The organism is Microbulbifer hainanensis (assembly GCF_014904735.1).
Classification (GTDB): domain Bacteria; phylum Pseudomonadota; class Gammaproteobacteria; order Pseudomonadales; family Cellvibrionaceae; genus Microbulbifer; species Microbulbifer hainanensis.
Genome location: NZ_JACZCR010000008.1, coordinates 77434 through 92738, shown reverse-complemented (window position 1 = coordinate 92738; position 15305 = coordinate 77434). Strand labels below are relative to the sequence as shown.

Here is a 15305-nt window from a genome sequence, read left to right as displayed (position 1 = left end):
GGTCCCCCCTTTTTTGTGATGACTGCCTTACAGCCAGCCTTTTCTCTTGAAATACAGGTAGGGGGCTATGCCGGACATCAGCATCAGGCCCAGCGCCCATGGGTAGCCAAAAAACCAGTCCAATTCTGGGATTTCATGGAAGTTCATGCCGTAAATACTGGCGATCATCGTCGGCGGCAGGAACACGACGGCGGCGATGGAGAAGATCTTGATGATCTGGTTCTGTTCAATATTGATGAAGCCCTGGGTGGAATCCATCAGGAAGTTGATCTTGTTGAACAGGAACCCGGTGTGGGCCATCAGGGTGTCGATGTCGCGGGTGATATCGCGGAAGTTTTCCTGCAGCGCACTGTCGATGTTGATGTGTCGCTGCAGGAAAGTAATCGAGCGGCGGGTATCCATCAGGCTCAGGTGCACCTTCCCGTTGCTGTCTTCCAGTTTGGCCAGCAGGTCGATGGCGTCTTCCAGTTCAGCGGTCTCGTCTTCCAGCACCAGGTAGCTCACTTCGCCGAGCTTCAGATGGATATCTTCGAGCGCATCGGCCAGGTTTTCGACCTTCTGTTCGAACAGCTGCACCGCCAGTTCCTGGGCGCTGTGCGCCTCCACCTGTCCGCGCCGGGCGCGCATCCGCAGCAGGCGGAAGTCCGCCAGCTCGCTGTCGCGCACGGTAATCAGCCGCTGGGGCTGCAGGATGAACGCCACGGTACAGGTGTTGTGACGGCCTTCGCTCTGGTATAGGAACAGGGAGTGAATGTGAACGCCGGCGGCGTCGATAAAGTAGCGTGCAGAGGCCTCGATTTCGTCGACATCCTCTGATTCCGGCAACTCGGTGCGCAGCAATTCCTCCAGCAGGTCACGCTCGTCTTCCTGGGGATCCTGCAGGTCGATCCAGACCGCCTCGTTTAACTGCTGCTCGGTGACGCCGTCTTCACTGCTCTGCTCGGCGATGCGCCCCCGTACAATTTCAAAAAGTCTCAGCATTGCTCCGCCCATGTGGCAACAAGGTGCCACATGGTTGCAAGCCGCGCGGCGCAAATCAATCGCCGCGGTGAAATATTTGTCTGCGGCCCCGCTTCCCTCCGGCCGGGGCCGCCAACCAGGCTGTTACAGCCATACCGGCAACTGCGCGCGGATATCCTCGGCGCCAAAGTTGACGAGGTTTTTACCTGTCTCGCCGGCGATGGCCGCGCGGGTACTCGGTTTCATTGCATCCCGCAGACTGCCCACCATCTGGGGCTCTGCAACGATGTACAGTTTTTCAAAGCGCCCCTCCTGGCGACCGCGCTCGAGGGCATGGGCAATTTCCCGCGCGAAATTTGCACCTTCGCGGCGGTGCAGTTCACTGGAGTTACCCATCGCGTGGCGGCCCTGGCCGTTGCTATCGAAGGCGCGCCCCGGGGCGTCGCTCTCTAGATCGCGTCCCTTGAGGCGGCTTTCCGGATGAATCATGGAATCCAGTTCACTGAGGTCACCTGCACGTTGCGAGGCTTCGAACAGGCGGGCATGGGATTGATTGGCCACTAGGACCCAGGCAAGTGCCATGAGCGTATCCTCCCTCTTTGTTCTCTCCTTTTTATGCTAGTTGAAAATGGCGCCTGCCACGCCTCGGGATTGGTATAAACCACAGGTTTTTAGTTGAGGTTTACTTATAAACAATTCATTTAAGAAAGCCTTCGACGGCGGGGGCGCGGCCCTAAAATTATGGGGGCAAACTGGGGCAAGTCGCAGTCGGGACGCGGTCCGTTGAGTACCGCGTACCCTGCGTTAGGAGGTTGTTATGAGCCTGGTTCCGAGAAGGTCGCCTTTCGACCTGGATAATTTGTTCGAACAGATGTTTAACCCGAGCGGCGCGCTGATGGAAGGTAAAGAAGGATTGTTCTCTCCGCGTATCGATGTCAAGGAAACGGATAGCGGCTATGAGATCAGCGCCGAGATGCCCGGGGTGAATCGCGATGATATCAATATCACACTGGAAGACGGCGTGCTTACGCTGGAGGCGGAAGTTCACCGAGAGGAAAAAGAGGAGAAGGAGGGCCGCGTGATCCGCTCTGAGCGCCGCTACGGCAAATATATGCGCAGCTTTAACCTGGGTGCGGACGTCAGCGAGACGGACATCGACGCCAGCTTCAAGGATGGGGTGCTTACGTTGACAGCGCCGAAACGGGAGCCGGCTGCACCGAGCAGCAAGCGCATTGAAATCCACTAGGTCGCCGCAACTGTTGATTGGTCACACCGACCTTACACTGCACGCGGCACAATGAATTGTGGAGAGCATTATGAGAGTCAAAGATGCAATGCACCAGGGATGCACCTGGTGTTCACCGGATACCCCGCTATCGGATGTGGCGAAAATGTTGCGGGATGAAGATATCGGTGCGATCCCGGTGGGCGAAAATGATCGCCTGATCGGTATGGTGACCGACCGCGATATTGCCTGCCGCGGCGTTTCAGAGGGCGGTGACATGTCCTCGATGACAGCGCGCGATGTGATGACGGAGGGTATCGAGTGGTGCTGGGAAGAGGACGATATGAGCAGCGTGCTGGAAATGATGGAAGAGCAGCAACTGCGCCGCTTGCCGGTGATGAACAGTGAAAAACGCATGGTGGGTATCCTGAGTCTGGGAGATATCTCCCACTCTTGCAGTATCCAGGAAAGCGCCGAGTTTGCTTCCTGCGTTTCCGCGCATCACTGATCCCGCACACCATTGCCACTAAACCGGCAGCGGCTCACAGCTGGGATTCCAGTGGCAGCCAGCCACTGACGATCGAGCGCAACCGCTGCCATCCACTGGTATCGGGCTCACGGCGAAAAACCTTGCCGTCGGCCCGGTGCCATTCTATGTGGCCATCCCGCAACTTCAGTACATAGGCGGCATTTGCGCCCACATTGCGGATAAAGTTGTCCGCCATTTTGCCCGCCAGTTCCGGCGAATTGATCAGCAGGCCGAGTTCGGTATTCAACAGGATCGAGCGGCGATCGAGGTTGAATGAGCCCACATAGAGGTCCTGCTTGTCGACGATAAACAGCTTGGCGTGCAGCAGGGAGCGGGAGTCGCCGTTCCAGTTATCCAGCTTGTAGTTGAGTCTGCTTGACAGTTCGTACAGGTGGATACCGGCGCGCAGTAACGGTTCGCGGTATTTCCGGTAGGGGCCGTGGGCGAGTATCACATCGGTGGACGCCAGTGAATTGGTCAGGATATGCACGTCGACACCGCGTCGCGCCGCATCCAGCAGCGCCTGCAGGTATTCCTTCCCGGGCAAAAAATATGGGGAAACCACAATCAGCTGCCGCCGCGCCGACAGGATATGACGCATCAGCGCGCCGCCGGCGAACTGGCGATCCTGTTCCGGCGGAAATGCCACTTTGCGCGGCGGATCGTACAACGGGCGAGCGCTGGCCCAGTACCAGAGTCCAGCATCCTTGCTCAGCGCGCGGATGACCGGCGACAGTTCCAGGCTGCGTCCGTAGTCGCTGTCGAGCAGCGACTGTGCATTGTGGTCCATTTCCTTCATCAGGTCGCCCAGTTCGCCATCACTGAAATGGTGGGGAATCACCGTTTGCAACGGGAAGCTGAAGCGGCTGTTCCAGTAGAGGTCGAACTGTTGGCCGATCTCCGTGACCGCCGCGCCAATGGTAAGCATATCCAGGTCGCCGAAATTGATCTGGTGATCGATGCCAAAGTATTTGTTGCTCAAGTTGCGCCCGCCGATAAAGCTGACCTGTCCATCAACGGTCAGGGATTTATTGTGCATGCGCCGGCTGAGGCGAGGGTAGTCGGCAAAGAACTCCAGTGGACGCGGACTTTTGTGGGGAAAGGGATTGAACAGGCGGATCTCGATATTCGGCTGGTGATCCAGGGCCAGCAGCACCCGGTCGGCATCGCCGGTAGTGAAGTCGTCGAGCAGGAAACGCACCCGCACGCCGCGCTCGGCCGCCCGCACCAGTTCGCGGGTCAGCAACAGGCCGGTCTCATCGCGGCGGAAGATGAAGTACTGGATGTCGATGGAGCTGCGCGCCGCGCGGATCGCGGCAAGGCGCACCGCCAGCGCATTGTGCGCCGAGGTCACCGGATAGACTCCCGTCTGCCCGGTGCGATTGTCGGTCAGGCGCAGTACCGTGCGCGCCAGCGGCGTATCCGCGGGTGCCGCGCGCTGGTAACTGGCGGTGCGCACTGGCGGATCCGGAAACACGGCCGGGCCGGAACAGGCGCACAGGCACAGCAGAAACGGGAGTGACAGCAGAAGCAGATACTGGCGCAACAGGGACTTCCACGCTGGCTTCCTGGCAGCCCCGGTCGTACTTGTGGGCGGGGCCGATGGCGTTAGCAGTATAGATGTTCGCGCAGCTGCAAGCGCCGGCTTGCGTGCTAATACCTAAATCGTGATCTCGAAATCGGACCGCTCCGCCCAGCGGACTGACGCATGCTTCATTTATTTGAGGAAATAGGTGCAACTGCGTCGGCCTTGTGATCCGTTTCGAGTTGATCCTGTGCAGGGAGGTGACAGGTGCTAAAAACCGGCCGACTTCTGTCTCGCACATTTTTATCGTTGCTTTCGAGTTTGACTCTGCCTATGCGAAAAACTAATGGATAGGTATTTCCAAAGATTTTCTTTTGTTGTTATGCCAAGTGGTTTGATAAATAGTCCGAAGCTTTGTGATTAATGGCAATTGAGCTCAATTAACTGTTAGGCTTCCGATTACAGTTTTTATATTGTCAGGAGTATTGCAGTTAAAGTTTTCAATCGAGATCTGGAAGTCGATCTTTTCAAGCAAAAGCATATCGTGATACAGCGGCGATATGAGGCATTGGGTGCGCTGAATGATATCTTTATCGCTATCTGGTTTCTTGTCGGTAGTATCCTTTTTTTATCTGACTCGCTGATGGAAAGCGGGACCTGGCTGTTTGTGGTGGGAAGTGCGCAGTTCCTGATAAAGCCCTGTATAAAATTGATGAGTCTGGTGCATGTTAAACGCGTCTATAAATTACAAACAAACAGCGTAACAGCCGATGGCCACATCGGGAGGCATACTGTTACAAATAGGTTGAGTTGCATCTTCGTATCACGTTAGCAGTTTGCAGTGGGGGCAATAAGACATGTGGTACAAGCGATACGGATATCGACAACCTTCGAGAAACGGCGGTATTGGCTGTATTGGCGCCACGCTGCCGGTAGTCGTCGGAACCCTGATTGGAATTTTTACCACCGTTTTTCTGCACAGTGAATGGTTTCTACTGTTGATCATTCCTGTTTCATTTGCCGGATTTTGGATTTTGGATTGCGGAGAAGCTGTCGTTTGGTGAGGGTGAGCGCATTCATCAGGGCAGACATGCACACCATGTCCGGCAGGCCTATGAGCATGTGATGGCCGGACAGCGGGATGACGCCCTGGAATCCATCCGCAAGATAAAAATATATGGGGACTTACCGGCTGAATTGGCCAGTTATGAGAAGAGGGGGCGGGGTAGTTTCCCTCATTAACTGGGGGCAACAGTGCAGGCCATCGTTCCGAATCACACCTTCATACCATTCCGTTGTACGATTCGGTACCAAATATTGTCACAGGTAACGTATGCTCAAAGGTATTCACCACGCCGCCATTATCTGTTCCGATTTCGTACAGTCGAAACATTTTTATGTCGATATTCTTGGGCTGGAGGTCGTTGCCGAAAACTATCGGGCGGAGCGGGATTCCTACAAGCTGGACCTGCGCTTGCCCGACGGCAGCCAGATCGAGCTGTTCTCCTTTCCCGACTGTCCGCCGCGCCCGAGTTACCCGGAGGCACGGGGGCTCCGCCACCTGGCGTTTTGCGTGGATTCAGTGGAGGCGGCTACAGATAATCTGGTGTCCGCCGGCGTGACAGTGGAGCCGATCCGGCGGGATGAGTACACCGGTAAGAAGTTTACCTTCTTCTGTGACCCGGATGGATTGCCACTGGAACTCTATGAAGCGTGATACCTGCGCATAAGCTCGCCGTTGGTGACAGCCGTATCAGGATGTATGATTGCCGCCGGATGCCCACAAGGCGCTAGGCCGCGCGAGCGCGGTTGCAGAATTCCTCCTTGAATTAACTCGAGAACTGCATGAAACCCATTTACGAAATCCGCAGCGGTGCCCTGGCGGGTTTCAATCAACTCGTACCTGCGCTGGGCGGTGATCCCGCAGCTTTATTGGCAAAGGTGGGGTTGCCGGCAGACTGTATGCGTCGCCCGGACCTGCTGATTCCGATTGCAACCCTGACGAAACTGCTCAATATTTGCGCGGATGAGCTCAATTGCACGGACTTCGGCCTGCGTCTCGCCGATAAGCAGGGTGTGCGCATACTCGGTGCACTGGGCAGACTGGTGCTGGAAAGCGCGGATCTGCGCACGGCACTGGTAGTAGCGCAGCGCTATATGGCGCTGCATAACCAGGCTGAGCACTGGCGCATTCAGCAGGAGGGAGATCTGCTGATCGCCCGGCGATTTGACCACTTCGACGATCCGTTGGCAGCGCGGCAGTACCGCGAACTGGCAACGGGTGCTGGCTATCGACTGATCCAGGATCTGGCCGGGCGGGATATTCGCCCGCGACGGGTGACGTTCAGTCAGGGGCCGGTGTCACCGATGCAGTGCTACCGGGATTTTTTCCAGGCCGAGGTCGAGTTTGATCAGCCCCATGACAGCCTGGAGTTCGATGCGGATGTGGTCCAGCGTGCGCTGTGCCCGCCCAGCGCCAGCCTGGTCCGTTACTTTGACGAGTTCACCCGGCAGTTGCTGGACAAGCACTCGGGCAGCCTCGCCGACCAGGTGAAGGCGCTGATACTGCAGACGCTCGGCGCGCAACGTCACAGCCTGGCGCAGATTTCACGTCTGATCGACGTGCCGGCCCGCACTCTGCAACGACACCTGCAGCGGGAGGGGACCAGCTTCAAGCAGTTGCTGCAGGATGCACGCATGGAGACTGCGCGCTGGCACCTGAGTGCGTCGAGCATCGATATCAATTTGCTATCCGCCACGCTGGGCTACACAGATATCAGTGCATTTTCCAAGGCATTCCGCGCTGTGCATGGTAAATCGCCGCTGCAGTGGCGCAAGCAGGAGCGGGCAGCGCCGGTATAACACTTTGCGCGTGGCCCCCGCGCCGGTCTATCCTGAGCGGAATTCCGCAATCTATGCCGGAACCTAGGAATAAGTCACCCACGGGGGAATTTCATGTCAGCAGAACCCATCCGCTGTAAAGCCGCTGTCGCCTGGAAGGCCGGCGAACCGCTCTCCATCGAAGAAGTCGAGGTCATGCCGCCGCAGAAGGGCGAGGTCCGTATCAAACTGCTGGCCACCGGCGTCTGTCATACCGATGCGTTTACCCTGTCCGGCGACGACCCTGAGGGAGTTTTCCCGGCCATTCTCGGCCACGAAGGCGGCGGTATCGTCGAATCTGTGGGCGAGGGGGTAACCAGTGTGGCTGTGGGCGACCATGTGATTCCGCTGTATACGCCCGAGTGCGGCGAGTGCAAATTCTGCAAATCCGGCAAGACCAACCTGTGCCAGAAAATTCGCGAAACCCAGGGCAAGGGCCTGATGCCCGACGGCACTACCCGTTTTTCCGTCAACGGCGAGCCCATCTACCACTATATGGGCACTTCCACTTTCTCCGAGTACACGGTGCTGCCGGAAATCTCTGTGGCCAAGGTCAACAAGGATGCGCCGCTGGAAGAAATCTGCCTGCTCGGTTGCGGGGTAACCACCGGAATGGGTGCGGTCGCCAATACGGCCAAGGTTGAACCGGGCGCGACCGTAGCGGTCTTCGGTCTCGGCGGTATCGGCCTGGCGACGGTGATCGGCGCGCGGCTGGCCAAGGCCGGGCGCATCATCGCGATCGATATCAACGAGGGCAAGTTCGAGCTGGCGAAAAAACTCGGTGCTACCGACTGCATCAATCCCAAGAATTACGACAAGCCGATCCAGGAAGTGATCGTCGAATTGACCGACGGTGGTGTGGATTACTCCTTTGAGTGCATCGGCAACGTGAATGTCATGCGCTCCGCACTGGAATGCTGCCACAAGGGATGGGGCGAGTCGGTGATTATCGGCGTCGCCGGCGCCGGCCAGGAAATCTGCACCCGCCCCTTCCAGCTGGTAACCGGGCGCGTCTGGCGCGGCACGGCCTTCGGCGGTGTGAAAGGGCGCTCCGAATTGCCGGACTATGTCGAGCGCTACCTGGCGGGTGAATTCCAGCTGGACGATTTCATTACTCACACGATGCCGCTGGAAAAAATCAACGATGCCTTTGACCTGATGCACGAGGGCAAGAGCATCCGCAGCGTGATTCACTACGATAAAGCTTGAGCGGAGCGCGACCATGGCGATTGAATCCATTAGCAGCACAAAGTGTTTCGACGGGCAGCAGCAGCAGTTTCAACACCATTCCGAAGTGCTGAACTGCACCATGCGTTTTGCGATATTCCTGCCTCCGCAGGCGGAAAATGCGCAGAAGTTCCCGGTGCTCTACTGGCTGTCAGGGCTCACCTGTACGGATGAAAACTTCAGCCAGAAAGCCGGGGCCCAGCGTATGGCGGCGGAGCTGGGGATTGCTCTGGTGATTCCCGACACCAGTCCCCGCGGCGACGACGTTGCAGATGATGAAAGTTACGACCTGGGGCAGGGGGCCGGCTTCTACCTGAATGCCACTCAGGAGCCGTGGAAGCAGCACTACCGCATGTACGACTATATCGTCGACGAACTGCCGCGCCTGATTGAAGCCAATTTTCCGGTCAATGAGCGCCGCGCACTGGCAGGTCATTCCATGGGCGGGCACGGTGCACTGGTGATCGGGTTGCGCAATTCGGAGCGCTACCAGTCCATCTCCGCGTTCAGTCCCATCTGTAACCCGATGGCCTGCCCCTGGGGCGAGAAGGCCTTTGCCGCCTATCTCGGCGCGGATCGACTGAGCTGGGAAGAGTATGATACGACCGTGCTGATCGGTCGTGCCGTGGATCAGCTGCCGATCCTCGTGTCACAGGGGGATGCAGACCAGTTTCTCGAGCAACAGCTGAAACCCCACGCCCTGGAAACCGCTGCTGAGGCGGCCGGCTACCCGGTACAAGTCGAGCACCACACCGGTTACGATCACAGCTACTACTTTATCGCCTCGTTTATCGAGCAGCATCTGCGTTTCCATGCCGATTATCTGCTCAAACATTGAGGCTGACTGGAAAAGGATTTCCCCCCAATGAAATACGTCCTGAATGGTCTGGCCATTGTCGCGCTAATGCAGTTGTGTGTCGGTTGTAGTTCGTTCAATGCGGAAAGAAGAAACAGCCGTGCCCAGGTGTATGAAGAGGCCGCGGTAATTTCCGAGGAAGCCGGGAATCCGGCACTGGCGGAACAGCAGCGGGAAACGGCGTACAAGACCCGCAACGATGTCCCGGATTCGGACTTTATTGACGGTTTGTTGTTTGTCCTCTTCGGATCGTCTTCCGACAATTGATTGGCGCGGAGGTAGAGCCCGGATGACCGGCCAGCCCCGGTCGTCCGGCATAGTTCACTTCAGACCGCAATCCCCACCTGCAGAGTTGCCACATAACCGTTGTCGATATCCCCGGTCACTTCTGCCATCTGGTAGGTGGTGCCATCGCTAAACACATTGTCGCGGGAAAAGCTGGACACCGACGTGTTCTGGCCGTGCGCCGCATAGAGCTCCGAATCGTAAATTGCGCCGGTGATATCCTGCGGGAAAGCGATTTGTGAGGTGGCAGTTGCGGTCGAACTGCTGAACAGGAATATCTGGAAGTGAATGTGGGTGATGCGTCCACTGTACCAGCCCGGATAGATGGTCTCGAACAGCACCATGCCATCGCTGTCCACATCCTGAATGCCGCGGCAGAACGTTTCTCCGCGGGTGTCCGCGCCCGGCTGCGAATAGCCGGAATAGACGCCGTCCTTGTCGCAGTGCCAGATATAGACAGAGGCATTGGTAATCGGGGTACAGCCGTTATTGACGTCCACCAGGTTCAGTACCAAGGTTAATGGCACACCGGTTTTGCCCTCGGTAATATTCGAGCGCACCATGGCGGAATTGCTCAACACCGCAGTGAGCGGGTAGGGGCCCTCAGTTTCTTCCGGTATCAGTACACAGGAATCGCTGCCGTCACTCGATGTGCTGCCAGATGAACTGCCGGACGTGCTGCCGCCTCCGGATGAACTACTGGAAGAACTGCTGGAAGAACTACTCGACGAAGCCCCGTTACTGGAATCGCCGTCCTTGCAGCTGGCGATCAGTGCGACACCGGTCAGGGTGCCAAGCAGTGCCAGGGCGCGACGGCGGTTGGGATCTGTTATCTCATTTTCGTCCTTCACATTTTGTCTCCTTGAAAAATTGTTAGTGCCTTATCAATTAAAAATATGATTTGGGAAATTCGCGCTGCATTTTGTGTGGATCAAACCGAACGCCAGTGAGGGCTAACTGCAAGTCATTCGAAACGGCATCTGGATTTCGGCCTTCTCCAGCGCAGCGCCAGTTATTGATCGTCTGCCGATGCGGTTCTGCACTCGCCGCGAATTTCCGCCAGCCCTTGATCGATGGTTTTTTCGATGACGAACCAGCCGTTGGTGCAATAGCCGGTATCGGCGAGTACTTCTGTCAGTCGTTCGGTGGCTGCTTCTTCTGGGTTGCCGCGCATTTTGGCTTGCATGCCGCCTCCGGGCTTGCCACCCATGGCACCGCCGGGTTCGCCGCCCATGCCGCCACCGGGTCCTCCGCCCATTCCACCGCCGGGTCCGCCGCCTTTACCTCCACCCATACCGCCGCCGGGGCCGCGACCCATGCCACCGCGTTGGCCGCGGCCACCGCCCTCGGACAGGTTTAACGTGGCCTTATAGGTAAAAACCTGATTGCCCTGTGCGGTGATATTGGTGATCAGGGATTCGGAAAATACCGGTGGCATCGGCGGTGTTGAACTGCAGCCGGCGGCCAATACGGTTGCTGCCAGCAAGAGAGAGCGCTTCATTGTTATTTCCTCAGTTGAAGTCCGCTCATGAGACCACGGCAGCCGGGAGGCGTTGGGTTAAGATCGGTAAACAATTGTTAATGAGGAAAGATGGGGCGCCGCAAGATGGCGGTGAAGAGGTGTGCACTAGAATTGTGCGCGTAGGGATTCAGTCTGCGGCGTTTTCGTCGAGTAATTGTTGCAACTGGCGGGCGAAAGTCTGCACCTCCTGTGCGCCACTGATGCCGTACTGTCGGTTTAATATAAACAGCGGCACGCCCTGCACGCCCTGGCTGGTGATCTGTTGCTCCAGGCTGCGCACTGAATCTGCGTAAGTCTGGTTCTGCAAAATGTCGCGCGCTTCCTGTGCATTCAGCCCCACCGCAGCGGCGGCCTCGGCGAGTACTTCGGTATCGTCGACATTTTTCTGGTGATGGAAAAAATCGTGGAACAGTTGCAGGCTCAATGCTGTCTGTCGATCGTAAGCGGCGGCCCAGTGCAGTAGCTGATGCGCATTGAAAGTGTTGTACATGCGCATGTCATCGCTGTAATTGAACGCGAAGCCCAGGTCAGCCCCCAGGTCAGTCAGTCGCTGTCGCGCCTCGATGCTTTCCTGTGGCGTGGTGCCATATTTATTTGCCAGGTGTTCCCGCAGGTTTTCGCCTTCTGCGGGCATTTGTGGATTCAGTTCAAAGGGCAGCCAGTGCACATCTGTCTCGAATAGGTCGGCAAAACCGGCTAGGGCCTTTTGCAGGCGCAGGTAGCCGATGACACACCAGGGGCAGACGACATCGGAGACGATATCAATGCGCAGCGGCTGTTTGCTCATGGGCGTCCCTTTGAGTGGCATTACTGATCACGGTACCTCAAGTTTAGCGTCCTTGGATACCGGCGCGGCGGGCACCGGATGAATTAGACCGGTGCCCTTGTGCGGTTGGCGGATCAGCGTCCCTCTCGAGGCAGGTCAAACCACAGGGCTTCCAGGCCCTGGTTAGCGGCAATCAGTTCCTGTTCACGGGTCTTGATAAAGCCGACGCCGTCGCCGGGAGCCAAGCGGGTGGTTCCGGCGTCGGCACCACCGTCAATCACGTGGAGATAGCCGCTGCGGCCGCCGGTACTCAGGGTAAACGCCTCGCCGGGTTGCAGGCGCAGCCGGTAGAGGCTGGCATCCTGGTGCAGGCTGAGGGATCCCTCTCTGCCATCGGGCGTCACCAGAGGAGTCAGTGCTCCGCGCTGCTCGATATGCGCCTGTTCATAGCCGGGTTCGATACCCGTGACGTTCGGTTCGATCCAGATCTGCAGAAAGCGCAGGCGCTTGTTGCGGGACTGGTTGAATTCCGAGTGCTGGATACCGCGGCCCGCGCTCATGCGCTGGACCTCGCCCGCCGGCACAACGAAGTGATTGCCGGTGCTGTCCCGGTGTTCGATAGCGCCTTCCAGCACGTAGGAGATGATTTCCATATCGCGGTGTCCGTGGGCGCCGAAGCCGGTACCGCCCTTGACGGTATCGTCATTGATCACCCGCAGTACCGAAACGCCCATATGCCGGGGGTCGTAGTAGCTGCCGAAAGAAAACGTATGGCGGCTGTCGAGCCAGCCGAAGTTGGCGCGCCCGCGGGTGTCTGCTTTTCTGATGTAGTCCATGTCGAGCCCTCCTGTCGTGTGGTCGGGTCTGGGTTGCCGTGCATGATAAGTCGGTCGGTGAGGGTGAATAAATCGGATATTTTGCGAGGGTTTGGCAGGAGAAACCGAAAGGTTGGGTGTTGCGGATTGGAATTCCCGGCGCCCCGGGCGCTCGCTCCGCCGCTGGCAAAGTGACACCTGCAGTGCCGCGGCATTAGAATGATCTTCAGAGTCTCGGGGCTGCGCAGCGGCCCCGAGCTGTTTCTGACGATAAAAACGAGATGCCGTATGAAACGAGGACTTCTTATCCTGCTGGGCTGTGCATTTGCCAGCTTTTCTTCTGCTGAACAACTGACTGTTGAAAGAATATTCTCCGATCCTGCGCTGAGTGGTACCTCGCCGCGCGCTCTGGAGTACTCTCCGGACGGCAGCCGGGTCACTTTCCTCCAGGGCCGCAAGGACGACTACAACCGCTACGACCTGTGGGAATACAACCTCGCCGACGGCAAAACCCGCGTGCTGGTCAATTCCGATAGCCTGCACAAGGGCAAGGAAGAGCTGTCCGACGAAGAGAAGGCTCGCCGCGAGCGCCAGCGTATCTACGGCAGCGGCATCATGGAGTACACCTGGTCCGAGGATGGCAAGTCACTGCTGTTCCCGCTGGCCGGCGATGTCTATTACTACGACCTCAACAAGAAAGTCACGCGCCGCCTGACGAATACCGAGGCGTTTGAAACCGACGTGCGTGTGTCCCCCAAGGGGCGTTACGTCTCCTTCATCCGCGACCAGAATATTTACCTCGTCGACCTGAAGACCGGTAAGGAGCGTCAGCTGACCACGGATGGCAAGGGTCCGATCAAGAACGGTATGGCAGAGTTCGTCGCCCAGGAGGAGATGGATCGCATGACCGGGTACTGGTGGTCCCCGGACGACCGCCACATCGCCTACCTGCAGGTGGATGAGTCGCCGGTGGATGAGGTCACCCGCAGCGAGATCTACGCCGATCGTATCGAGATGATTCAGCAGCGCTATCCCGCCGCCGGCCGACCGAATGTGAAGGTGAAACTGGGTGTGCTGGACCTGGATTCCGGTAAGACGCACTGGATTAATTTGGGCGACGATCAGGATATTTATATCCCGCGGGTCAAATGGGCGCGCGACAACCTGCTCAGCTACCAATGGCAGAACCGCAGCCAGAAGGAACTGCAGTTGCGCCTGGTCAATACCAACAATGGCAAGGGCCGCATGCTGGTCGACGAGCACAGCAATACCTGGGTCAACCTGAACAACGACCTGCGCTTCCTCAAAGACAGCGACCGCTTTATCTGGGCGTCCGAGCGCGACGGCTTCAAACACCTGTACCTCTACGACCTGAACGGCAAGCTGGTGCGCCAGCTAACCAGTGGCAACTGGCCAATCGACGCGCTGGCCGCGGTGGATGAGAAAAAAGGTAAGGTCTATTTCACCGGCCGCGTGGACACGCCGACGGAACGCCACCTGTACGAAGTCAGCCTCGAGGGGAAAGGCAAGCCGCAGAAGATCTCCAGCCGCCCCGGCATGCACTCCATCGCATTCGCCAAGGACGCCTCCGGCTATATCGACAAGTTCTCCAATGTCACCACGCCGCCGCAGGTGAGCCTGCACGCGCCCAGTGGCAAGCAGGTGACCTGGCTCGAGCACAATGAAGTGAAGTCCGGCCACCCGCTGTACCCCTACATGAAGGACTGGATCACGCCGGAATTCGGCACCATCAAGGCGCCGCAAGGGCATACCCTCTACTACCGGATGTTCAAGCCCGCTGACTTCAACCCGAAGAAGAAATATCCGGTAATGGTATTCCTGTACGGCGGCCCCCACGCGCAGCTGGTCACCAATAGCTGGTCCTCGCCGTTCCTCGAGTACATGGCGCAGCAGGGCTATGTGGTGTTCACCCTGGACAACCGCGGTTCCGCCAATCGCGGCAAGAAGTTCGAAGACGCCATCTACCACCGTATGGGTTCGGTAGAGGTTGACGACCAGGTTACCGGCGTCAAATTCCTGCGCTCTCTGCCCTATGTGGACGGCAAGCACATCGGTGTTTACGGTCACAGCTACGGTGGCTACATGGCGCTGAATTCCGTGTTCAAGGCCGGTGACTACTTCCAGGCTGGCGTGGCTGGTGCGCCGGTTACCGACTGGGCGCTCTACGATACCCACTACACCGAACGTTACATGGGCAACCCGAATACCGATCCCAAGGCCTACGAGAAATCCTCGGTGTTTCCCTATGTGGACGGCCTCAAGGGCTCCCTGCTGATCTATCACGGTATGGCGGATGACAATGTGCTGTTCACCAATACCACCAAGCTGATCAAGATCCTGCAGGACAATGACCAGCAGTTCGAACTGATGACCTATCCGGGCAAAAAACACAGCATGCGCGGCAAGAACACCCGCATTCACCAGTACACCCTGATTAAGGATTTCTTTGATCGTCACCTGAAAGGTGAAGCGCAGTAAGCACCTTACTGCTGCAGGAGAAAAAGCCGGGCGATGCCCGGCTTTTTTTTGCCCGTGATTTCATGCGCCAGCGAGCAGAGGACATTTTTATGCGCCGAAATTCACATAAGGAATAGATATCATATTTATTGTGCATTTAAATTGGAGCAATACAGGTCCAGCGACTAGGTTTTAAATTTAAACAATCTGTTGGCGCGTTGTTTCGCATAAATGGAT

The 15305-nt window shown here is 57.5% G+C and carries 17 protein-coding genes; 10 read left to right on the top strand and 7 right to left on the bottom strand.

Features of this window, described 5'->3' with window-relative positions; translation table 11 throughout:
- Positions 1-27 precede the first annotated feature (27 nt).
- Positions 28-981: a magnesium/cobalt transporter CorA gene (corA, locus tag IG168_RS03100; protein ID WP_193161685.1), complete on the bottom strand. Its 954-nt coding sequence runs from the start codon at positions 979-981 to the stop codon at positions 28-30.
- Between the two features lie 123 nt (positions 982-1104).
- The gene (locus IG168_RS03095; RefSeq protein ID WP_193161684.1) at positions 1105-1542 is read right to left on the bottom strand and encodes a host attachment protein; all 438 of its coding nucleotides are present in this window, start codon (positions 1540-1542) and stop codon (positions 1105-1107) included.
- 235 nt (positions 1543-1777) lie between these two features.
- Between IG168_RS03095 and IG168_RS03090 the strand changes: the two genes are divergently transcribed.
- Positions 1778-2206: an Hsp20/alpha crystallin family protein gene (locus IG168_RS03090; protein ID WP_193161683.1), complete on the top strand. Its 429-nt coding sequence runs from the start codon at positions 1778-1780 to the stop codon at positions 2204-2206.
- Positions 2207-2276: 70 nt separating this feature from the next.
- On the top strand, positions 2277-2693 hold the full coding sequence (locus IG168_RS03085; protein ID WP_193161682.1) for a CBS domain-containing protein: 417 nt from the start codon (positions 2277-2279) through the stop codon (positions 2691-2693).
- Between the two features lie 34 nt (positions 2694-2727).
- On the opposite strand, the gene IG168_RS03080 is transcribed toward IG168_RS03085, so the two are convergent.
- Entirely contained in the window at positions 2728-4260 is a 1533-nt protein-coding gene (locus IG168_RS03080) for a phospholipase D-like domain-containing protein (protein ID WP_193161681.1), read from the bottom strand.
- A 523-nt stretch (positions 4261-4783) separates the two neighbouring features.
- On the opposite strand from IG168_RS03080, the gene IG168_RS20955 reads away from it, so the two are divergent.
- The 7 genes from IG168_RS20955 to IG168_RS03045 all read left to right on the top strand — a co-directional run bounded on the left by IG168_RS20955 (position 4784) and on the right by IG168_RS03045 (position 9469).
- Complete coding sequence (locus IG168_RS20955) at positions 4784-5071, top strand: YrhK family protein (RefSeq protein WP_404931985.1); 288 nt, start codon at positions 4784-4786, stop codon at positions 5069-5071.
- Between the two features lie 25 nt (positions 5072-5096).
- Positions 5097-5303 (top strand): hypothetical protein, encoded by a 207-nt coding sequence (locus IG168_RS03070; protein ID WP_193161680.1) that lies wholly within the window; start codon positions 5097-5099, stop codon positions 5301-5303.
- 269 nt (positions 5304-5572) lie between these two features.
- A complete protein-coding gene (gene gloA2, locus IG168_RS03065; RefSeq protein ID WP_193161679.1) occupies positions 5573-5956 on the top strand; it encodes an SMU1112c/YaeR family gloxylase I-like metalloprotein in 384 nt (127 codons plus the stop codon).
- Between the two features lie 128 nt (positions 5957-6084).
- A complete protein-coding gene (locus IG168_RS03060) occupies positions 6085-7101 on the top strand; it encodes an AraC family transcriptional regulator (protein ID WP_193161678.1) in 1017 nt (338 codons plus the stop codon).
- 93 nt (positions 7102-7194) lie between these two features.
- Positions 7195-8328, top strand: coding sequence for an S-(hydroxymethyl)glutathione dehydrogenase/class III alcohol dehydrogenase (locus IG168_RS03055; RefSeq protein ID WP_193161677.1), 1134 nt, complete (start codon positions 7195-7197; stop codon positions 8326-8328).
- A gap of 13 nt (positions 8329-8341) precedes the next feature.
- Positions 8342-9184 (top strand): S-formylglutathione hydrolase, encoded by an 843-nt coding sequence (gene fghA, locus IG168_RS03050; RefSeq protein ID WP_193161676.1) that lies wholly within the window; start codon positions 8342-8344, stop codon positions 9182-9184.
- 27 nt (positions 9185-9211) lie between these two features.
- A complete protein-coding gene (locus tag IG168_RS03045; protein WP_193161675.1) occupies positions 9212-9469 on the top strand; it encodes a hypothetical protein in 258 nt (85 codons plus the stop codon).
- Between the two features lie 59 nt (positions 9470-9528).
- Here IG168_RS03045 and IG168_RS03040 read toward each other — a convergent pair whose 3' ends face one another.
- The 4 genes from IG168_RS03040 to IG168_RS03025 form a co-directional block, all read right to left on the bottom strand.
- Positions 9529-10338, bottom strand: a complete 810-nt coding sequence (locus IG168_RS03040) for an intradiol ring-cleavage dioxygenase (protein WP_319024646.1) — start codon at positions 10336-10338, stop codon at positions 9529-9531.
- Positions 10339-10499: 161 nt separating this feature from the next.
- Positions 10500-10988 carry a hypothetical protein gene (locus IG168_RS03035; protein ID WP_193161674.1) on the bottom strand — a complete coding sequence of 163 codons (489 nt, stop codon included), beginning with the start codon at positions 10986-10988 and terminating at the stop codon, positions 10500-10502.
- Positions 10989-11136: 148 nt separating this feature from the next.
- Positions 11137-11796, bottom strand: coding sequence for a DsbA family oxidoreductase (locus IG168_RS03030; protein ID WP_193161673.1), 660 nt, complete (start codon positions 11794-11796; stop codon positions 11137-11139).
- A 113-nt stretch (positions 11797-11909) separates the two neighbouring features.
- Entirely contained in the window at positions 11910-12611 is a 702-nt protein-coding gene (locus IG168_RS03025) for a pirin family protein (protein WP_193161672.1), read from the bottom strand.
- A gap of 267 nt (positions 12612-12878) precedes the next feature.
- Between IG168_RS03025 and IG168_RS03020 the strand changes: the two genes are divergently transcribed.
- Positions 12879-15089 carry a S9 family peptidase gene (locus tag IG168_RS03020; RefSeq protein WP_193161671.1) on the top strand — a complete coding sequence of 737 codons (2211 nt, stop codon included), beginning with the start codon at positions 12879-12881 and terminating at the stop codon, positions 15087-15089.
- Positions 15090-15305 lie beyond the last annotated feature (216 nt).